The following is a 20,005-nucleotide window of genomic DNA, read 5'->3' as shown; positions in this document are numbered from 1 at the left end:
ATCGGTTTCGATGAATGCCCGTCCATTGGTTGATTCTGCGAGCGCTCGGAAAAAGACGGCCTCGAGTTCCGCCCAAGTGGTGATATCCTTGCGGCAGCGCGGATCTTCCTCCCCTTGCGGGCGTACCACCAGACGATGTTCGGGGAATCCGGCCTGACGGCCGAACCGTTCGACCTCCTCCCATTCGGCAGCGAGCAGATGGGAAAAATTGGTCGCCCCCGAGGCCGAACCGACCACTTCGATGCCCAGCGTATCATCGATCCAGAGGATCATTTCCAGGTTCCAGGAGAATAGTCCGGCGAAGGGATCTGGCCCGAAACTCCCCTCGCTCGCCAGCCCCAGCGGCAGGCCCGACAATTCCATGCCGATGCGCGCCTTCCGTCGCGCTGCCTCCAACTGGGTGCCTGGACGCGGGATCTCGCGGGTGAAGGTGCCCAGCGTATCGGTATCGAAGCCACCCACCCGCTCGATCCGACAACCCAGAGCGGCATTCAATATCGGCGCGATCACCCGCTCCTTGCCATGCTGGGTGAGCAGTGCCACGGTTGAGCCGTCGTAGACGGATTTTCCCGACTTCATGACGTTCACATGTCACATGCCGAGCAGCTGGCCCCGGTCCTCAGCAAGCGGGTGACATTTGTTGCCATTGCCCGTCCGTATGGCGCTGGTGGATGCTCTCGTGCTCGTCGTCGATTTGGAAAAGGAAGAGCCATCGGTTTTCGACGAGTTCGCGCACGAGTTCGTGTTTGGCGATGATCCGATCGATCTCCTGTCTTGGCGCTTCGAGAAATACGTTCAATCGCAAGGGTTCATGCACCCAACGGTTTCCATCATGGAGTGACTGCAACGGGAGACCGATGCGCAAGTCGCCCCCATTCCCCTCGAATACGCCGATGGATCCAGCCACGATGTTGTGCAGTACCTTATTGCCGCTTCCGAATCTCTGGTTGTCAACCACGGACCCGTAATACTGCATGTTGATCCAGTTGGCGACCACCATCGGTGCGGTCATGATGAGTTCCAGAACCCCGAAGCCTTCATCCTTGCGCCATTCATAGTCATGCAAAAATGCTCTTCCGGAAAGGTCGATGCCCGTGGTCCTGGAGCGGGGGGCGGCAATAAATGCGGCATTCCCGGCAAGGCCCCATTCCGGAAAAACCTGCGACCAGTCCCGGCTGCGTTCCTGAATCAGGGCATCGACAATCTCGGGTGCCAGATTCGAGATGCCGAGCAGATTGGAACGTTCCATGCGGGCCAGTCGCCCAGCCTGGATCAGCCACTTGCGTAACTGCTTCAGGTCGGGCGCATGAGTCGATGCCAATTCGTCGATATCGAACAAGGTGATTTCGTCGAGTGTCGTATCATGCAAGGCCGGCACAAACCGGGAATCCGTCGGAATATGAATGCCTTTTTGCGCAAGTTTTTCGCGCACTTTGGAATCATTCAACAAAGCTGCAATGACCCGGGCGCTGGCTTCACCGGTTTGACCTGCACAGGCCCCGCAATCGAGTCCGGTAGCGTGGGGGTTGTTGACTGTGCTGCTTCCGTGCCCGATCAGTAAAATCAGGCGCGCAAAATTGCTGGTCATCGACATGGCCTTTAAAATCATTTCCGCCGAGGCGGCGCGATTTTCCACGGGGATGCCGACTGTCGGGGCCGATTTCTGTCGGGTTTGGGTTATCTCGTGGCCATGGGAGACTGCAGCCAGGGTTGGTGCAAGACGGTCCCGCAGTTCGGGCGTGATTCCCTTGGTTTCCGGGTGAGGCACGGTACGGCTCCATCCGAAACTGTCGCCGAGCAATTTGGGGCCATAAAGCAGACCCGCCGATTCCACGAATGAAAAACAGGAGGAGGGCGAACTCTTGAAGGCCTTCCAGGTATTTGAACCATGAAGAGATTGGCGGCGCTGGTTGATGGCTTCCTCCATTTCCTGCTTGCTGCCATCACGAAGTTGTTCGTGGACCCGGTAGCCGGGCGTCAGCAATACAGGCATGTGCATCCGTGCATCAGAGGCTCCCAGGGGCACGTATTCCATGAAAGCGCCAAAGAACCCGGCAAATCCCACGGTTTGCACGGCGGGGGCAACTGTTTCCAATGCCCTGCGAAACACTTCTGAGCGCACATCGATGCAGAACGCGGCTTGCACGGGGGGGCGGACAGGGGCGGGTTTCAGCGCCGCCTGCCGGGCAGGATTGGCAAGTTCCGCAATGATCTTTTTCTGGTAACCGAGTTCAAAAGCCGTTTGCAGCACAAAGTCCATTTGCGCATGAGCCTGCATGCGGTGTGCAGGGGCTTGCACTGCCTGCCGCCATGCATCCCCCAACTCTGAAGCCTGCCGCGCAGTGAACAGGATCAGTTCCCAGGCAAGCCGGATGGCCAATAGATCGACGATGGAATCCTCCTGTCCGCCTACCAATTCCTGTTCCCAGCGGAGGTAACGTGTCCAGGCTGCCCAGCCGCCGATATTCAACAAGGCGGCATGGAGATAATCTTCCACCCGATCGGCGGGAATGGCGAGTTTCCGCAGAGCCAAGGCAATCGTGTCCATCGGCAGATGGGGTAACGCGGCGACTGCCTGCCTGACATCCCGCAAGCCCATCATCCCCGGGCTCAGGTCGATTTCCGAAAAATGGCGCCATGCTTCGTAGAGGGATTCCTTTCGCCAGGGCATCGGCCAGATGGCCTGGCCTCGATCGAAATAAGCGGCAGAGAACTGACTGATTCGTTCTATGACAAATCCGCTCCATGGAGTACCGTCCAGATCTTCGAGGACGCTCGAAACCAGGGCGATTGGGTCCGTGGAAGGGGAGGAATCGCTGGCGATGGCTTTTTCCAAGGCGGCGGCGTCGAGCACGAGGCCATGTTGCCGTTGCGACTGTTCCAGGTCGGCGCGCGCAATGCGTCCCGTCGAGATTTGCTCCCGATAGTAAGATCGCGGCATGACCAGTGGCGAACCTGCCACTCTGGCCAGGGTTTCGCTGGCATGTTCAAAATCCTGGTGGCGCAGGCCAAAATAAGGGTTGACCGCGACGAAGGCGTTGAGTGGCCAGAGGGGTACGATTCGCTGGCATGTCGATTCCACCATGGTTTTAAGCGCAGCGGCGTCATAGGCAGCATTGGCGGTTGAACCGAGACCGCTGACAGATGGTTTGGAAGAGAGGTGTGTCGTGCGGCTCATGATCAGACTCCTTTAGGTTGCCCAGGCGCAGGTTGGCCTGGCCAAAATCGCTGCAATAGTCGCGAAAACGGGATGTCGACATACAGTCCGTTATAGAGGTGCACATAGGCTCTACGCACGATCGGGTATTGGACCAGGTTTGGCAGGTTCTGCTGGATCAGGAGGATGGCGAAGAAGGTGACCATTACCAGCCCGATAAGGGCGAGTTGAGTCGGACTGTTGGCCATTTGTGCAGCCGGAAGGCTCGTCGCCAGCATGAAATGGAATGCGGTATGAAGACTGAAATAGGCAGTACAGACCACAGCGCTGAGGCCGGCTGTACGCAGGACGAATGCAGCCCCCATGCCTGCCTTGAAAGACTGGAGCAGAAGTTGAGTCACTGCCACCGCGACGACGGCGCCCAATGCCAGGAGGGCAGGCTGACTTTTCGGGGCAACGCCAAAGGCGGCTCCGATCCCGAAGGTCATCAGGCCCGCGAAGGCGAGTACGATGAGCCATTGCCCGAAGGTTGGCGTGGATTGGGCGGGGCGCACGGCTGGCGCACGAAAAATATCCACGCCGCTACCCGAGGATAAAAAGGCATGCGCCTTGTACAAGGAGTGCGTCACCAGATGCAGCATCGCCAGACTGTACAACCCAAGACCACATTCCAGTAGCATGAAGCCCATCTGGGCAGTGGTCGTCCAGGCCAGAAATACCTTGATGCTGGTTTGGGTCAGCATGATCAAACCGGCGGTGGCGATCGTCATGAGTCCGATCATGGCCAGAACGTTGGAGGCCGTGGTGGCCTGTGACATGACCGGGCTCATGCGAATGATCAGGAATGCGCCTCCGTTGACAATACCCGCATGCAACAGGGCCGACACAGGGGTAGGGGCCTCCATCACCTGAATCAGCCAGCCCTGCAGAGGAAATTGGGCCGTTTTAAGCGCTGCGGCCAGTACAATGAGCCCGCTGGCCCATTGGAGTGCGACCGGAAGCGGCCCGGTCATTGCTGCCATGGTATGAAAAACCCCCTCAAACTCCATGGTGTGCAGGGTAGAACCGATGAGCATTACGGCGACCAGCAGGCTGATCTCGCCCACCCGGCTGATAATGATTTTTTTGCGCGCTGCGAGTACGGCCCCTGACCGTTCCGGATAGAACATCAGGAGGTGATGCAGGCAGAGGCTGGTGGCCATCCATACACAGACGAACATCAGCATGTTGCCGGAAACGATCAAGGTCAGGATGGAAGCGGTCGTGAGATTGAGCCAGGTATAAAACCGCCCCTGATGTTTTTCACCCTGGAGATAGTTGCGCGCGTAGCGGGAGACCACGAACCCGATGAAGGAGACCAGCGAGAGCATTACTACCGTGACTGCATTGATATAGAGGCTCAGGGCCAATGCCCCCATGTCTCCGGGCAATGCAAGGGAGAATGGGGTTACTGTCAGGGATTTTCCATCGGTCGCGTACAGCAGTGCGGCAAGGGCTGAACAGATAAAGGACGTTCCTGAGATGCCGTTACTCAGACGGGCCACAAGTCGGGCATGTTCGCCAGTCAGGACGCTCCCGAAAATTCCCATTACCCAGAGCAGCAGCGGTACCGCAGAGATGAGCGCAAGGATAATGAAATTCAGGTTTGATGGTTCAAGCATGACAATCTCCGTGTATAACATGGCTGAGATCCTCTCAATGGGATTCGTCGACGCGCACAATGAGCGATGTCTAGATTTCATTATGGTCAAACCATTCAATTAATAAAAGTTAATTGTATTTATTATTATCTTTTATATTAATTTACTGTAAAGCGATCCTGTGCCAATGGGGTGTATTTGGCAATCTGCTGAAAAATTTTATGATTTTGAAAAAATGGTCGATCTGGATTGCTTGTCTGGTAGCGCCGTTCAACGGCGAGTGAAGTCGAATGCATCCCTAAACTTGATGCATTGAGGTCTGATCTGGATGGGGGTTCAATGTGAAACGGGGATCAAACACAAGGGCGCCGCAGGCATCCCCCCGGCCTTCGGTTGGGGGGATGCCTGCGATCATTCTTGGCCCGAACGGGAACGACGCAGGATGTTCCCGCTGGAGCGAATAGTTTTCAGCGCTTTGGTTTCAAGCGGTTTTGAACAGGAACTGCCCTCCTTTCCAGTCTGCCCGGATCGTGCTGCCGGGCAGGAAGGCGCCTTCCAGGATGCGACGGGCCAGAGGATTCTCCAGTTCGCTCTGAATTGCCCGTTTGAGGGGGCGGGCCCCATAAACCGGGTCGAAACCCACGGCGGCCAGTTGATCGAGAGCGGTATCGCTCACTTCCAGAGTCAGTTCCATTTTTTCCAGTCGACGGATCAATTGAGCCATCTGGATACGGGCGATGGAACGGACCTGGGCCTCTCCCAGGGCATGGAAGACCACGATTTCGTCGATGCGATTGACGAACTCGGGGCGGAAATGGGTCTTGACTTCGGCCATGACCGCCAATTTGATCACGGCTTGATCGTCTTCGGCCATTTGCTGGATCATTTGCGAGCCCAGATTGGAAGTCATGACCACGACCGTGTTGCGGAAATCCACCGTCCGTCCCTGTCCATCGGTCATGCGTCCATCATCCAGGACCTGGAGCAGGACATTGAAGACGTCGGGGTGCGCTTTCTCCACTTCATCCAGCAGGATGACGGCATAAGGTTTGCGCCGCACCGCCTCTGTCAAATAGCCGCCTTCTTCAAAGCCCACGTAGCCGGGTGGGGCACCGAGGAGCCGGGCAACGGAATGTTTTTCCATGTATTCCGACATGTCGATGCGAATCAGGTGGTCCTCCGAGTCGAATAGGAAGTTGGCCAGGGTTTTGCATAACTCGGTTTTTCCCACTCCCGTGGGGCCCAGAAACAGGAAGGAACCATAGGGCCGGTTGGGGTCTGACAGACCGGAACGGGAGCGCCGAATGGCGTCGGAGACCAGGCGCACGGCTTCGTCCTGCCCGACCACGCGCTGATGCAGGTAATCTTCCATGTGCAGCAACTTTTCCCGTTCTCCCTGCATCATTTTGGACACCGGAATGCCCGTGGCGCGCGACACCACTTCGGCAATTTCCTCCGCGCCCACCTGGGTGCGCAACAATCGGAGGGGTTGGGGCTTGCCGCTGGTTTCGGTGGTTTGACGTAACTGGGCTTCCAGTTGGGGAATTCGTGCGTATTTGAGTTCCGATGCTTTCTGCAAGTCGCCCTGACGCTGGGCAGTTTCCATTTCCGCACGAGCCCGGTCAAGGGCTTCCTTGACGTGCTGGGAACCCTGTACCTGGGCCTTTTCAGCCTTCCAGACTTCTTCCAGATCCGCGTATTCCTGTTCCAGTTTGTGAATTTCCTCTTCCAGCAAGGCCAGGCGTTTCTGGGATGCCTCGTCCGTCTCGCGCCGTACCGCCTCGCGTTCGATCTTGAGTTGGATCAGACGCCGAAACAATTTGTCCATGGCTTCGGGCTTGGAATCGATTTCCATCTTGAGCCGTGCCGCCGCTTCATCGATCAGATCGATGGCCTTGTCGGGCAGGAAGCGGTCGGTGATGTAGCGCTGGGACAATTCGGCCGCCGCCACGATGGCCGGGTCCGTGATGTCCACGCCATGATGGAGTTCGTACTTTTCCTGCAGGCCGCGCAGAATGGCAATGGTATCCTCCACCGTGGGTTCGCCCACCAGCACCTTCTGGAAACGTCGTTCAAGGGCGGCATCCTTTTCCACGTATTTGCGGTATTCGTCCAGAGTCGTGGCCCCCACGCAGTGCAACTCTCCGCGCGCCAGGGCTGGCTTGAGCATGTTGCCCGCATCCATGGCCCCCTCTGCCTTGCCTGCCCCCACCATGGTATGAAGTTCATCGATGAAGACGATGGTCTGCCCCTCGTCCTGGGCCAACTCCTTGAGCACGGCCTTGAGGCGTTCCTCGAATTCGCCCCGATATTTGGCGCCGGCCAGCAGGGCCGCCATGTCCAGAGCCAGTACGCTCTTGTGGCGCAGACTGTCGGGCACCTCGTCGTTGACGATCCGCTGGGCCAGTCCTTCGACGATGGCAGTTTTGCCGACGCCGGGTTCACCGATCAACACCGGGTTGTTCTTGGTGCGGCGTTGCAGGATCTGGATGACCCGGCGGATTTCATCATCCCGTCCGATGACCGGGTCCAGTTTGCCAAGCCGGGCCCGTTCGGTGAGATCCAGGGTGTATTTCTTGAGCGCTTCGCGCGTTCCTTCGCTGTCCTGGCTGGTGACCCCGGCCCCGCCGCGCAGGGCTTCGATCGCCTTTTCCAGACGGGGGCGCTGAGCGCCATGCTGGCGGAACAGGCGTCCCACCTCGCCCTTGTCGTCGCACAGGGCCAGCAGAAAAAGTTCGGAGGCGATGAAAGGATCCTGGCGTTTCTGGGCTTCCCGTTCCGTCAGATTGAGCAGGGCATTGAGATCGCGGGAGACGCTGACCTCTCCGCTCGGGGTGGGAAGACGGGCGACCCGCTCCAGCAAGGGGGTCAGCCCCTGTTTCAGAGGTTGTACCTGAATATCGGCACGGGCCAGCAATGCGGCCGTGGTTCCATCCTGTTGGTCCAGAAGGGCCTGCAACAGATGTACCGGCTCGATGTTGGCATGGTCATGACGCAGCGCCAAACTCTGCGCATCGGCAAAGGCTTCCTGAAATTTGGTGGTCAGTTTGTCAAATCGCATGGTGCGCTCCTGAATCATTGTGGGTCCTGAGCCGTACATGGGGCACAGGAGGAGGAATATCAAGGTGATGCGGCGGACATTTGGCGTCCGTGCGCGACAGGTCCCGTTGCGCAGGCAGGCGGGTGCGGAGAAAAATCGTAAGTGCCATTGACAGCCTCCCCTGTTTTGTCAGAGAATCGCGACTTCGCATGACGTTGGAGTCCCATCTTGGAGTGTTCCAGTTTACGCCCGTTGAATGAACAACGGTTTTCCCAAGGGTTCCCGTCATAATCTCTTAATCTGACCATGACTGAATACCGGGATGACCGGTCAGGAGGTTTTATGGCAGATTTTCTTAGCATTTTCAGACGGAACGCTTTAGTTCGTTCCCCCGCCCCCCCAGGCCCGGTCGAGACGGGTTTGTTGCTGGAGGTTTCCCGCTGCGAGCCCGAGTTGGCCCTGCGCCGACTGGACAGTTCCCTCGAAGGCTTGCTCGACCGGGAAGCGGAAGACCGCCTGGGCGTGTATGGCACCAACACCGTGGCCCAAGAGGCTCGGGTGAGCCCACTCCGGCAAATTTTTTCCTATTTCAAAAATCCGCTCAACCTGTTGCTGATTGCCCTGGCAGCCCTGTCCCTTTATCTGGGGGACCGGGAGGCGGCCACCATCATTGCCCTGATGGTGGTCATCAGCATTACCCTGACGTTCGTGCAGGAGTACCGGTCCACCAATGCCGCCGAGCGGTTGCGCGAAATGGTGAGCACCACCGCGACGGTATTGCGCAAGGATCGACGGAGCGGGGTTCCCGACGAGGTCAATCGTCATTTCAACATTCATCTGCATCCCCATGGTCCCCAGCGGCGCGAGGTCCCCATCGAGGAACTGGTGCCTGGAGATGTGATTCAACTCTCGGCCGGGGATATGATCCCGGCCGATGTACGGCTGCTGACGGCCAAGGATTTGTTCATCAATCAGTCCTCCCTGACGGGTGAAGCCTTGCCTGTGGAAAAGTTTTTTGCAGCCGAAACCGATGCGACACATGCCCCCCTCCAACTCAACAATGTCTGCTTCATGGGGACCAATGTGGTCAGCGGCACCGCGACGGCAGTGATCGTGCATACTGGCGCGCTGACCTACTTCGGGCGTCTGGCCCAGTTGGTCACGGGCGAACAGAACCTGACCAGTTTCGACCGGGGCATCCGCCAGTTCACCTGGCTCATGATCCGTTTCATTTTCGTCATGACGCCGCTGGTCTTCCTGATCAACGGGTTTACCAAGGGCGACTGGATGGAGGCCTTCCTGTTTGCCATGGCGGTTGCGGTGGGCCTGACACCGGAAATGTTGCCCATGATCGTCACGGTCAATCTGGGCAAGGGCGCCCTGGCCATGTCGCGCAAGAAGGTGATCGTCAAGCGCCTCAATTCCATCCAGAATTTCGGGGCCATGGACGTGCTGTGCACGGACAAGACCGGAACGCTTACCCAGGACAAGATCATTCTTGAAAAACACGTGGATATCTACGGTCATGAGAATGAGGACGTACTGGAATACGCCTATCTCAACAGTTATCACCAGTCCGGACTCAAGAACCTTCTGGATGTGGCGGTCCTGGAATACGCCGGACTGACGGAACGAATCAAGGCCGGGGTGCAGTACCGCAAGATCGATGAAATCCCTTTTGACTTCCAGCGTCGCCGCATGTCCGTGGTGGTGGAAGGCAAGGGTCGCCACCTTCTGATCTGCAAGGGTGCGGTGGAAGAAGTCTTTTCCTGTTGCACCCATGCCGAGGTCAACGGGTGCGTGGAGGCTCTCGAACCCTCCTATCTGGGACAACTTCTGCAGGTGACCCGGGAACTCAATGAAGACGGGTTCCGGGTCATCGCCATTGCCTACAAGGAAACGGCTTCCCGGGGGGGCGCCTACGGGTTGAAGGACGAGAGCGATCTGGTGCTGGTGGGCTACATCGCCTTCCTGGATCCGCCCAAGGACAGCGCACGGGAGGCCATCGCAGCGCTCCATCGGCATGGCGTGCAAGTCAAGATCCTGACCGGGGACAATGACGTGGTCACCCGCAAGGTCTGTCATGAAGTGGGGCTCAAGGTCGATGAGATCCTGCTGGGCTCCGTCATGGAAACCCTTTCGGATGAGGAATTGGCGGAAGCCGCAGAACGCATCGTGGTGTTTGCCAAATTGTCCCCGGCGCAAAAGGCGCGGGTCATCAAGGCATTGCATCTGCGCGGTCACGTGGTGGGTTTCATGGGGGACGGAATCAACGATGGTCCGGCCCTGAAGGCGGCCGATGTCGGCATTTCGGTGGATACGGCCGTGGATATCGCCAAGGAATCTGCCGATATCATCCTGCTGGAAAAAAGTCTGATGGTGCTCGAGGAAGGGGTTATCGAAGGGCGCAAGGTTTTTGGCAATATCGTCAAATATATCAAGATGGGCGCCAGTTCCAACTTCGGCAACATGTTCAGTGTACTGGGTGCCAGCGCCTGGCTGCCCTTTCTGCCCATGCAGGCCATTCAGGTGCTGACCAACAACCTGCTCTATGATTTTTCCCAGACGGCCATTCCCACGGACCATGTGGATGAAGAATACATTGCCCAACCCCGACGCTGGGACATCGCCAACATCACGCGCTTCATGCTCATGATGGGGCCCATCAGTTCCATTTTCGACTATCTGACCTTTGCCTTGATGTATTATGTCTTCAAGGCCAATACGATGGCGGGCGAGTCGATGTTTCAGACGGCCTGGTTCGTGGAATCCCTGCTGTCCCAGACCCTGATCATCCATATCATTCGTACGGGACGGATTCCCTTTCTGCAGAGTCGGGCCAGTTTGCCCATGACCCTGACGAGTCTGACCATCTGCACGGTTGCCATCTGGTTGCCCTATTCGTCCTTTGCCCATGCTCTGGGGTTCACGCCCTTGCCCATTCGCTTCTGGCCTTATCTGGTGGCCATATTGCTGGGGTATCTGACGCTGGCGCACGTCATCAAAACGTGGTTCATCCGCCGTTACGGATTGAATTGAGAGGGGGAAGGGAAACGCGCCCATGCTGGATATCGAACCTGCATTTTCAAGCAGCGGTCCTCTTGCTCAGGGTGTGGCGACCTATCGACTCCGTCCGGCACAGGTGGAAATGGCACAAGCCGTGGTGCAGGCGCTGGAGGAACGTTCGGCCCTGGTCGTGGAAGCCGGGACAGGAACCGGCAAGACCTTCGCCTACCTGGTTCCCGCGCTTTTGTCCGGGGCCCGGGTGGTCTTGTCCACCGCCTCTAAGACCTTGCAGGACCAACTGTTCCAGCGCGATATCCCGGCTCTGCGGGACGTGCTGAAAATCCCCGTGTCTGTCGCCCTGCTCAAGGGTCGGGCCAACTATCTTTGCCCCCATCACCTGGAGGAGACGCTCCGTCAGGGCGTACTTTTTGATCGTGCGGAAGTGGCCCATCTGCACCTGGTACAGGCGTTCGCTCAGCGAACCACCAGCGGGGATATTGCCGAACTGGGGGAAGTTCCGGAACAGTCGGCCATCTGGCGCAAGGTAACCTCCACGCGGGAAAACTGTCTGGGACAGGAATGCGCCCACCTTGCCAACTGTTTCGTGCTGGCTGCGCGCAAGCAGGCGCTTCAGGCAGATCTGGTGGTCATCAATCACCATCTGTTCTTTGCCGATCTGGTATTGCGCGACGAAGGGGCAGGGGAATTGCTGCCCCTGGCCGATGCCGTGATCTTTGATGAGGCCCATCAGTTACCGGCCATCGCCACCCATTTTTTCGGGCAATCCCTGTCCACGTTCAAAGTCGTTGAACTCACGGAAACTCTCCATGCCCTTTTGCCCGGCCTTGGCATCGAGCAGGACGAACTGAGCCAGAGTGCCCGCCATCTGGAAAAAAGCATCCTCCCCTTGCGGCATTCCCTCACGATGCGGGAAGGGCGTCTGACCCTGGATCAGGTCCACCGCGAACCCGCGTTTGCTGCGGCATGGGCAGACTTCATGCAGGCGATGGAACAGTTCGTGGCGCACCTGACCGCCCACGGCGAGCGCGCCGAAGCCTTGCAGGAACTGGCCAGGGAGGCGCAAGAGTGCCGTGATCTGGCCATGCGCTGGCAAGAAACAGAGTTGCCCGGACAGGTGCGCTGGGTGGAATGTTTCCCCCAAACCCTCCATTTCAATGCCACCCCCCTCGGCCTGGGGGAATTGCTCGGACCTTACTGGCAGGATACCCAGCGGGCCTGGATCTTCACTTCGGCCACCCTGTCGGTGAAGGGAGACTTTGCCCATTATCTGGAGGCCATGGGGTTGCCGCGAGCCCGCGCCCTCAGTTGGGAAAGTCCCTTCGACTATTTTCATCAGGCGCTGCTGTACGTGCCGCAGGATCTGCCTTTGCCCCAGGAGCCGACTCATACCCGGACCCTTCTGGAACGGGCTCGCCCTCTGCTGGAGGCCAGCCAGGGACGGGCTTTCCTGCTCTTTACGACCTACCGGGCGCTGCAGGAAGCACAGCGCATCCTGGAGGTCTGGAAGCAGGAAGGGCATTGGTCCTATCCGGTGCTGGTTCAGGGGCAGCGTACGCGAAGTGATCTGCTCAAACGTTTCCGCCGCACGAAACATGCGGTCCTGCTCGGAACGTCCTCCTTCTGGGAGGGCGTGGATATCAAGGGCGAAGCCCTTTCCGTGGTGGTGATCGACAAATTGCCCTTTGCGCCCCCGGACGATCCCGTCGAGGCCGCGCGCATCGAGGAAATCAACCGGGCAGGTCGCAATGGCTTCATGGACTATCAGTTACCCCGCGCCATCCTCCAACTCAAGCAGGGAGCCGGACGGTTGATCCGCGACGAACAGGATCGCGGGGTCTTGATGATCGGGGATCGCCGTATCCTGGAAAAATCCTACGGCACAAAAATCTGGCAGAGTTTGCCCCCCATGGCACGGACGAGGGAATTGGCCGTGGCCTGTCGTTTCTTCCAGCGTCCCGCTCCCCCAGAATCCTGAGTTCGGGCGATTGGACGCGTTCCGGGCAGTCGATCACACGGTGCGGTTGGTGGGGTCGTCAGGGCCGGTTTGCCCGGGGATGGGCAAGCGGACCACGACTTCCAGTCCGCCCTCCGGGGGGCTGCGTAATTCCAGGGTACCGTGGTGCAGGTTTACGATGCGCGCCACGATGGCCAGTCCCAGTCCGGATCCCGGCGGGCCTCCCCGCGAACTTTCGCGTCGTGTGAACGGCTGGAGGAGGTGAGGGATCTCATCGGCAGGAATCCCCTCGCCGTGATCGCGTACGGCCAGACAGACGGATTTCCCCTCCTGATACAGACTCAGGTGGAAGGGCGGTTTGCCATAACGAACCGCGTTTTCCAGCAGATTGTTGAGGATCCGTTCCAGGGCCAGTTCATTGAAGCATACCCGGGGCAGATTGGGGCTCATGTCCAGAGTGACGGGAACACCCCGGCTGACGAAGCGCTCCTGACAGGCCACGGCGAGGGGGTCAAGGGCCCGGAGATGCAGGGGATAATGAGGACGATCCCGGGCAAAATCCAGAAACTGGTCGATGATCCGGTCGATTTCTTCCAGATCCTGAATCAGGGGGTCGAGCGGTGGGGGCGCAGGTGACTGGAGCATTTCCAGCGCCAGACGCAGTCGTGACAGGGGGGTGCGCAGGTCGTGAGAAACCCCCGCCAGCATGATGGTTCGATTGGTTTCCAGGGTTTTGAGCGCATGTTGCATGGTGTGGAAGGCTTCACTGACCTCGCGAATTTCACTGGGAATGTCCGGGGTGATTTTCAGGAGGCTGGGTTGCCCGGCTGCAATGCAATGGGCGGCCTGGGTCAAATCCCGCAGGGGACGGTTGATGCGATAGACCGCCCAGTACACGCTGGAAAATCCAAGCAGGATTACAAGGGCCAGCAACAGGGCCCATTTTTCCGGGAAATCCGCATCGAAGCGCTGGCGCTGGGTGATGTACCAGAAATCTCCGTGGGTGGTATGTAAAGGGATCCAGACGGCAGGCAACTGACCCTGGGTGGTGACCCAGAGGCGGGTCGTGGGATAACGGGAACGGAGTCGCTGCTGTAGCAGGAATACCCGGCTGGACGGTGCGGGACTGTGAATCTTCAGGGGATCGGGGGCGGTGGATTGAATCACGCCGCCCTCGCTGTCGTCAAATTCCCGGATGAATGCCGATTGAGCGGGCGGAGAGAGATATTCCAGCGCCGTGATCAGGGAAAAAATATGGTTGGCCCGATCCTGGATGGTATGTTCCAGCAGAGGCGCGACATAGAAGCGCTGGAATACGAAGAGCGTGGCGATGTGGGTCACCAGTACCGTCAGCACCGTGACGAGAAGGGTTCGTCCCAGCAGCGATCGGGCAATGATCATTCCGGCGCGGTGATCTCGGGGACGAAGACGTATCCGATGCCCCAGACGGTACGGATGTGGCGGGGATGTCCCGGGTCTTCCTCGAGCAGGCGACGCAGGCGCGAAATCTGGACATCGATGCTGCGGTCGAACACCTCCCGTTCCCGGCCCCGCACCAGATCCGTGAGTTTTTCCCGGGAGAGGGGTTCGTGGGGGTGCGTGACCAGCGCCCGCAGGAGAGAAAATTCACTGCTGGAGAGGGAAACCAGTTCCCCGTTTTTGTGCAGGGTACGCTGAAGCAGGTGAAAACTGAATTCCCCGAACGTCACCAGATCCTGGACATGATGGTCGTCGGCCAGGGGCGTGTCCCAGGACTGGCGCCGCAGGACGGCCTGAATCCGGGCCAGCAACTCCTTGGGGTTGAAGGGCTTGGAGAGATAGTCATCGGCCCCCGTGTTGAGCCCCAGAATCCGATCTGAATCATTGCCCTTGGCTGTCAGCATGATGATGGGAATGGGGTTGTTCTGGGCGCGCAGCCGGCGGCACAGCGCCAAGCCATCCTCGCCGGGGAGCATCAGATCCAGGACCAGCAGATCATGGGGTGATTTTGCCAGAGCCTGATCGAGTGCGAGGGTGTCGGGGACGGCCGTCACACTGAAGCCTTGTTGAGAAAGGTAACGCTGAAGTAATTCGCGTAGTCGAAGATCGTCATCCAGGACGATGATGCGGGGGCGTGGAGTATTCATGAGCGCATGATAGTGTAATAACTGGAAAAAAAATTGTATCGATTTGTAAACCACTCGTCTCCGCGGTTGGAAGGAGGTCCGGATCAGGTGGGGTTCGTGAGCAGATGGCGCGCACGACAGAGGTCCGCCCAGGTTCCCGCCTTTTCTGCCGGGGTGCGCAGGAGGTAGGCAGGGTGCCAGGTGACGACGGTGGGGATGCCTTCGAAGAGATGGGTTCTGGAGCGCAGTTGGGCCATGGGCAGAGAGGTGTCCAGCAGGGTGCGGGCAGCAACCTTGCCCAGCAGGACCAGAATGCGCGGTTGGACCTGTGCGATTTGCTGACGGAGGAAGGGCAGGCAGGTGGCACACTCATGGTCGCTGGGGGTGCGGTTATGGGGAGGGCGGCATTTCACCACATTGGCAATGGAGACCTGAGGGCCCCGTTCCAGTCCCAGGGCCGTGAGCATGCCGTCCAGCAGGCGTCCGGCAGGTCCGACGAAGGGCAGCCCGCGCGCATCTTCTTCTGCGCCGGGTCCTTCTCCGATGAACATCCAGGGGCTGCCGGGGTGAATCAGTCCAAAAACCGCCTGCTTGCGTTGTTCGTGTAGCGCGCAGCGGGTGCAGGAAGCGACCTGCTGGCGCAGATCGCCCGTTACCGGCAAGTCGGGAAGCGCTGGCGGGGGCGCGGAAATTTCCTGATTTTTTCCGTCCGCACGGGAGGGGGAAAGCACTTCGGGGGGTGCGGGCGGCAGATTTTGCCGGGGAACCCAGAGGGGCCACAGTCCCAACTCTTTCCAGTAGGCTTCCTGTACATGCATGTCGACGATATCCGGTTTCAGGACATCAGGCTGCGCTGCAGCACGAGGGCGTCTTCACGATCCCCCGTCGGGGTCGCGTAATAACCCCGGCGGGTTCCGATGAGCTGGAAGTTGGCCGAGCGGTACAAATGCAGGGCGGCCTCGTTGGAGGGGCGTACTTCGAGCAGCAGGCATTCCGCGCCCTGTGCGCTGGCCTGGGTGATGACTTCATCGAGCAGCACGCGCCCCCAGCCCTGGCGTTGCCAGGGCTGGTCGATGACCAGGTTGAGCAGATGGGTTTCCTGAAAAACAACCATGAAAAAAGTATACCCGAACAGCGTTCCCGAGGGCGCCACCAGGCCCAAGCCCTGGTGCTGGGACAAGGATTCCAGAAGTTGACGTCCGGTCCAGGGCGCGGAAAAATTCCGCTTTTCGATGGCACAAAGCGCATCCACATCCTGAAGGGTGAGCGGACGCAGGGAAACGGTGTTCATAGCCCACGTTCTGCGCGGGTCAGGGCAACCCGCTGGCGCAGATAGATGGGTTGGGCGGCGGCAGGACTGACCCCGGTCGTGCGTTTCCTGGCCTGGCCTGCCAGGGCAGCGATATGTGTGGCGTGCGGAGAGAGTCCCGGGATCGTGCCCTGCCACTGGGATGCCCAGCGTAAGGTGAGCAGGGTATTCCAGGCGACCGCTCCGGAACCCGCTCCCCACCAGTCTCCGGCAGGCAGGTCGGGTAGGCCGGACAGATCGCCCGGACTGCACAACCGGGGTGGCAAGCACTCCTGCCATCCTGAGTCCTGACGCTCATAGGCGGCGAGGTAGACCTGATTCATGCGCGCATCCAGCGCCACGACGATGCGGGGATGGGGGGCGACTTCAGTCAGGCATTCGAGCGTGGAGACGGGGAAAAGGGGAATCCCCAGGCCCAATCCCAGACCTTGCGCGATGCCGCAGGCCAGCCGGACCCCGGTGAAACCGCCCGGCCCTGCCCCATAGGCGATTCCTCCCAGATCGTCCCAGGTTCGTCGGGCCTCGGCCAGGACAGAGTCCAGCAGGGACCAGACGCGCCCGGAAGGGGCGGCTCCCTCATCCTCCCGAGAGGCCAGGATCCGTCCCTCCTGCCACAGGGCGACGGACGCACACTCGGTGGAAAATTCCAGGGCAAGGAGAGGGCCGGCGTTCAATCCACGTACTCCACATGACGATAACGGCGATAAAGCCAGAACATCAGGCTGCTGATGAAAATGGCCAGCAGCAGGACACTCACGTAAAAGGCCGCTTCCGTCGGCCTCAGGGCCTGTCCGCGCAGGGTTTCGAAGCCCAGGTCCTGAAAAAGGTGACGCAAGGGCAGGTCGGCCCGGATGACCCCGGCATAAATTCCGAGCAGGGCCAGAATGCTGATGTTTTCATTGAAATTCTGAACCGCGATGCTGTGCCCTGCGCCCATGATCTGATGACCGCGATGTTGCAGGAGGGCATTCATCGGAACCACGAAAAAACCGGCCATGGCGCCTGCCGCCACCAGCAGGACCACGGCCACGGCCCAGTCCCGAACCACCAGCATGCCCAGGATGGCGAATCCCATGGCCACGCCCACCGGCAGCACCTTGATGGCGCTTTCCAGGCGTACCCACCGGGCTGCCGCGATGGAACCCAGGGCGATTCCCACGGCCGAAACGGCGGTGAGTTGGGTGGCCTGCTCCAGGTTGAAATGCAACTGGAGGGTGGCCCAGACCAGTACGATCAGACGGAGAGAAGAACCGACCCCCCAGAAAATGGTGGTTACCGCCAGGGAAACCTGCCCCAGCGGATCCCGCCACAGTTGAAGAAACGAGCGCCAGAAATCCTGTACCAGAAACCAGGGGGTCCTGCGCGGGGGGACGTGATCGGGCAGGACGTGCGGGATATACAGATTCACCACGGCGGCGCCAACGTAGAGCAGCAGGATGACGAGGATGGAAAAGCGCGGGGCATTCAGGGTATGACCGATCAAGGGGGTGCTGAAGGCGACAAAAAGTTGGTAGAGGGGCAGGTTGGGTTTGAGTATCCAGCCGCCCAATACGGCACCGAAAATGATGGCGATGACGGTCAAGGCCTCCATCCAGCTATTGGCGACCACCAATTTTCCGGTGGGGAGGCATTCCGTCAGAATGCCGTATTTGGCCGGCGAATAGGCTGCTGCCCCCAATCCCACCAGGCCGTAGGCAAAGAGTGGGTTGACCCCCACCAGCATGGCCAGACAGCCCAGCAATTTGATGATGTTGCTGAGGAACATGACGCGTCCCTTGGGCAGGGCATCGGAAAAGGCGCCCACGAACGGGGCCAGGAAGATGTAGGACAGCACAAAAAATTGTTGCAGGAAAGGGACGTATTCGGGGGGGGCCGAGATCGTTTTGAGCAGGGCGATGGCCGCAAACAACAAGGCATTGTCGGCCAACGCAGAAAGAAATTGCGCCAGCAGGATGATGTAGAACCCTAACTCCATGAACGGCCCGGAGTTAAAGCACTTCGGCTGCGTAATCGGCGAGACGGGAACGTTCTCCCCGTTGCAGGGTGACGTGTCCGCTGTGTACCCAACCCTTGAAACGGTCCACCACGTAGGTGAGTCCGGAACTGCCTTCCGTGAGGTAGGGGGTGTCGATCTGGGCGATGTTTCCCAGGCAGATCACCTTGGTTCCCGGACCGGCGCGCGTGATCAGGGTTTTCATCTGTTTGGGGGTCAGGTTCTGGGCTTCGTCGATGATCAGATACTTGTTGAGAAAAGTCCGCCCACGCATGAAATTCAGGGACTTGATCTTGATGCGCGAACGAATCAGGTCGCGCGTGGCCGCCCGTCCCCAGTCTCCGGCCTCTTCGTCCCCCTTGTTGAGAACGTCCAGATTGTCCTCCAGCGCACCCATCCAGGGCGTCATTTTCTCTTCTTCCGTTCCGGGCAGGAAGCCGATGTCTTCGCCCACGGGAACCGTGACCCGGGTCATGATGATCTCTGAATACAGTTTGTGTTCGATGGTTTGCATCAACCCTGCAGCCAGGGTCAGCAGGGTTTTTCCCGTCCCCGCCTGACCAAGCAGGGTGATGAAATCGAGGTCGGGGTTCATGAGCAGGTTCAGGGCAAAATTCTGTTCCCGGTTGGCTGCCACGATTCCCCAGGTGTTATGCCGCAGGGAGGTGTAGTCGCGCAACACTTCGAGGACGGCACTGGAGCCGATCCGTTCCTTGACTCGAGCGTAGAAGGGGTTTTCCCCCTGTTCCTGATAGACGAATTCATTCAGGTAGAAACTGGGGACCAGGGGGCCTTCCACCTTGTACAGGGTGCGCCCCTGTTCCTGCCAGGATTGCATGTCCTTGCCGTGGGTTTCCCAGAAATCGTCCGGCAGTTCACGAACGCCGGTATACAGCAGATCGGTGTCTTCCAGGACTTTGTCGTTGAAGTAATCCTCCGCATCGACGCCCAGCGCGCGGGCCTTGATGCGCATGTTGATGTCCTTGCTGACCAGGATGACGGCGCGCTTGGGTTGGCTGCGCTGGAGTTCGAGGGCAACGGCCAGGATCTGGTTGTCGGGTTTTTCATCGGCCAGCAGGGTGGTGGGCTGAGCCTTCTTCAGGGTCTGCAAGAACAGGGTACCCGACGGGCCGGGATTTTGGGCGCGTGCAAGGGAAATGCCCTGGCTGATATCGGTTTTGCCCGCGCGGGTGATGATTTCATCGAGGAAACGGCTGACCTGCCGGGCATTCCGCGCCACTTCGGTCATGCCTTTCTTGTTGTGATCCAGTTCCTCGATGGTCATCATGGGCAGGAACACGTCGTGTTCCTGAAATTGGAAGAGGCTGGTGGGATCGTGCAGCAACACATTGGTATCGAGGACGAACAGTTTGGGGGCTGGGTGGGCAACCATGGGGGGCGGACTCCGGGGAGAAAGTGGTCAGGGCAGTGTGCGGAGGGTTTCCAGGACGTGTTGCGCGTGGCCGGGAACTTTGACCCCGCGCCAGGCTTCCGCCAGACGGCCTTCCGAATCGATCAGGAAGGTACTGCGTTCGATGCCGCGAACCTGCTTGCCATACATGTTCTTCATCTTCATGACGCCAAACAGGGTACAGGCCAGTTCATCGGGATCGCTCAGGAGGTGAAAGGGGAAACCCATCTTGGCCCGGAATTTTTCGTGGCTGGACAGGCTGTCCCGCGAAATGCCCCAGACCGGGCAACGCAGGGCCTCGAACTCGGAGAACAACTGGGTGAACTGGAGCCCTTCGTCGGTACATCCCGGGGTATCGTCTCTGGGGTA

Annotated in this window: 15 protein-coding genes; 2 read left to right on the top strand and 13 right to left on the bottom strand. The window is 59.1% G+C overall.

Annotation, left to right across the window (positions count from 1 at the left end):
• The 5 genes from M6F29_RS08805 to M6F29_RS08785 all read right to left on the bottom strand — a co-directional run.
• Window positions 1-579 (bottom strand): DUF6671 family protein (locus tag M6F29_RS08805; protein ID WP_298158728.1); only part of this gene is annotated, 579 nt, incomplete at its 3' end.
• A 40-nt stretch (window positions 580-619) separates the two neighbouring features.
• The gene (locus M6F29_RS08800) at window positions 620-3,178 is read right to left on the bottom strand and encodes a YbcC family protein (protein ID WP_298158725.1); all 2,559 of its coding nucleotides are present in this window, start codon (window positions 3,176-3,178) and stop codon (window positions 620-622) included.
• A 2-nt stretch (window positions 3,179-3,180) separates the two neighbouring features.
• The gene (locus tag M6F29_RS08795; protein WP_298158722.1) at window positions 3,181-4,818 is read right to left on the bottom strand and encodes an NADH-quinone oxidoreductase subunit L; all 1,638 of its coding nucleotides are present in this window, start codon (window positions 4,816-4,818) and stop codon (window positions 3,181-3,183) included.
• A gap of 460 nt (window positions 4,819-5,278) precedes the next feature.
• Window positions 5,279-7,858: an ATP-dependent chaperone ClpB gene (clpB, locus tag M6F29_RS08790; protein ID WP_298158719.1), complete on the bottom strand. Its 2,580-nt coding sequence runs from the start codon at window positions 7,856-7,858 to the stop codon at window positions 5,279-5,281.
• Window positions 7,848-8,006 (bottom strand): hypothetical protein, encoded by a 159-nt coding sequence (locus M6F29_RS08785; protein ID WP_298158716.1) that lies wholly within the window; start codon window positions 8,004-8,006, stop codon window positions 7,848-7,850. The genes clpB and M6F29_RS08785 overlap by 11 nt, the downstream gene beginning before the upstream one ends.
• A gap of 173 nt (window positions 8,007-8,179) precedes the next feature.
• Here M6F29_RS08785 and mgtA point away from each other — a divergent pair, with 173 nt between their 5' ends.
• Together mgtA and yoaA are read left to right on the top strand one after the other, a co-directional pair.
• A complete protein-coding gene (gene mgtA / locus M6F29_RS08780; RefSeq protein WP_298158713.1) occupies window positions 8,180-10,876 on the top strand; it encodes a magnesium-translocating P-type ATPase in 2,697 nt (898 codons plus the stop codon).
• Window positions 10,877-10,898: 22 nt separating this feature from the next.
• On the top strand, window positions 10,899-12,839 hold the full coding sequence (yoaA, locus tag M6F29_RS08775) for a DNA repair helicase YoaA (RefSeq protein WP_298158710.1): 1,941 nt from the start codon (window positions 10,899-10,901) through the stop codon (window positions 12,837-12,839).
• Window positions 12,840-12,872: 33 nt separating this feature from the next.
• On the opposite strand, the gene M6F29_RS08770 is transcribed toward yoaA, so the two are convergent.
• The 8 genes from M6F29_RS08770 to M6F29_RS08735 form a co-directional block, all read right to left on the bottom strand.
• Window positions 12,873-14,219, bottom strand: a complete 1,347-nt coding sequence (locus M6F29_RS08770) for an ATP-binding protein (RefSeq protein WP_298158707.1) — start codon at window positions 14,217-14,219, stop codon at window positions 12,873-12,875.
• A complete protein-coding gene (gene ompR, locus M6F29_RS08765) occupies window positions 14,216-14,944 on the bottom strand; it encodes an osmolarity response regulator transcription factor OmpR (protein ID WP_298158704.1) in 729 nt (242 codons plus the stop codon). Before ompR ends, M6F29_RS08770 begins: the two co-directional genes overlap by 4 nt.
• Window positions 14,945-15,027: 83 nt before the next feature.
• Window positions 15,028-15,741 (bottom strand): uracil-DNA glycosylase, encoded by a 714-nt coding sequence (locus M6F29_RS08760; RefSeq protein ID WP_298158702.1) that lies wholly within the window; start codon window positions 15,739-15,741, stop codon window positions 15,028-15,030.
• Between the two features lie 17 nt (window positions 15,742-15,758).
• Window positions 15,759-16,214, bottom strand: coding sequence for a ribosomal protein S18-alanine N-acetyltransferase (gene rimI / locus M6F29_RS08755; RefSeq protein WP_297480724.1), 456 nt, complete (start codon window positions 16,212-16,214; stop codon window positions 15,759-15,761).
• Window positions 16,211-16,906 carry a tRNA (adenosine(37)-N6)-threonylcarbamoyltransferase complex dimerization subunit type 1 TsaB gene (tsaB, locus tag M6F29_RS08750; protein ID WP_298158699.1) on the bottom strand — a complete coding sequence of 232 codons (696 nt, stop codon included), beginning with the start codon at window positions 16,904-16,906 and terminating at the stop codon, window positions 16,211-16,213. The genes rimI and tsaB overlap by 4 nt, the downstream gene beginning before the upstream one ends.
• The gene (gene lplT / locus M6F29_RS08745) at window positions 16,903-18,207 is read right to left on the bottom strand and encodes a lysophospholipid transporter LplT (protein WP_298158696.1); all 1,305 of its coding nucleotides are present in this window, start codon (window positions 18,205-18,207) and stop codon (window positions 16,903-16,905) included. Before lplT ends, tsaB begins: the two co-directional genes overlap by 4 nt.
• A gap of 13 nt (window positions 18,208-18,220) precedes the next feature.
• Window positions 18,221-19,618, bottom strand: coding sequence for a PhoH family protein (locus tag M6F29_RS08740; RefSeq protein ID WP_298158693.1), 1,398 nt, complete (start codon window positions 19,616-19,618; stop codon window positions 18,221-18,223).
• A gap of 27 nt (window positions 19,619-19,645) precedes the next feature.
• Window positions 19,646-20,005, bottom strand: a 360-nt coding sequence (locus M6F29_RS08735; protein ID WP_298158691.1) for a peroxiredoxin, incomplete at its 5' end; no start/stop codon positions are given.

The sequence above is a fragment of the Ferrovum sp. genome (assembly GCF_027317285.1).
Classification (GTDB): domain Bacteria; phylum Pseudomonadota; class Gammaproteobacteria; order Burkholderiales; family Ferrovaceae; genus Ferrovum.
This window is presented reverse-complemented; position numbering and strand designations above follow the sequence as displayed.

What these genes read in the sequence shown, in the direction of transcription:
- M6F29_RS08800 (WP_298158725.1), bottom strand. Translation starts at nt 3,178, where the DNA reads ATGAGCCGCACGACACACCTCTCTTCCAAACCATCTGTCAGCGGTCTC.
- M6F29_RS08795 (WP_298158722.1), bottom strand. Translation starts at nt 4,818, where the DNA reads ATGCTTGAACCATCAAACCTGAATTTCATTATCCTTGCGCTCATCTCT.
- clpB (WP_298158719.1), bottom strand. Translation starts at nt 7,858, where the DNA reads ATGCGATTTGACAAACTGACCACCAAATTTCAGGAAGCCTTTGCCGAT.
- M6F29_RS08785 (WP_298158716.1), bottom strand. Translation starts at nt 8,006, where the DNA reads ATGGCACTTACGATTTTTCTCCGCACCCGCCTGCCTGCGCAACGGGAC.
- mgtA (WP_298158713.1), top strand. Translation starts at nt 8,180, where the DNA reads ATGGCAGATTTTCTTAGCATTTTCAGACGGAACGCTTTAGTTCGTTCC.
- yoaA (WP_298158710.1), top strand. Translation starts at nt 10,899, where the DNA reads ATGCTGGATATCGAACCTGCATTTTCAAGCAGCGGTCCTCTTGCTCAG.
- M6F29_RS08770 (WP_298158707.1), bottom strand. Translation starts at nt 14,219, where the DNA reads ATGATCATTGCCCGATCGCTGCTGGGACGAACCCTTCTCGTCACGGTG.
- ompR (WP_298158704.1), bottom strand. Translation starts at nt 14,944, where the DNA reads ATGAATACTCCACGCCCCCGCATCATCGTCCTGGATGACGATCTTCGA.
- M6F29_RS08760 (WP_298158702.1), bottom strand. Translation starts at nt 15,741, where the DNA reads ATGCATGTACAGGAAGCCTACTGGAAAGAGTTGGGACTGTGGCCCCTC.
- rimI (WP_297480724.1), bottom strand. Translation starts at nt 16,214, where the DNA reads ATGAACACCGTTTCCCTGCGTCCGCTCACCCTTCAGGATGTGGATGCG.
- lplT (WP_298158696.1), bottom strand. Translation starts at nt 18,207, where the DNA reads ATGGAGTTAGGGTTCTACATCATCCTGCTGGCGCAATTTCTTTCTGCG.
- M6F29_RS08740 (WP_298158693.1), bottom strand. Translation starts at nt 19,618, where the DNA reads ATGGTTGCCCACCCAGCCCCCAAACTGTTCGTCCTCGATACCAATGTG.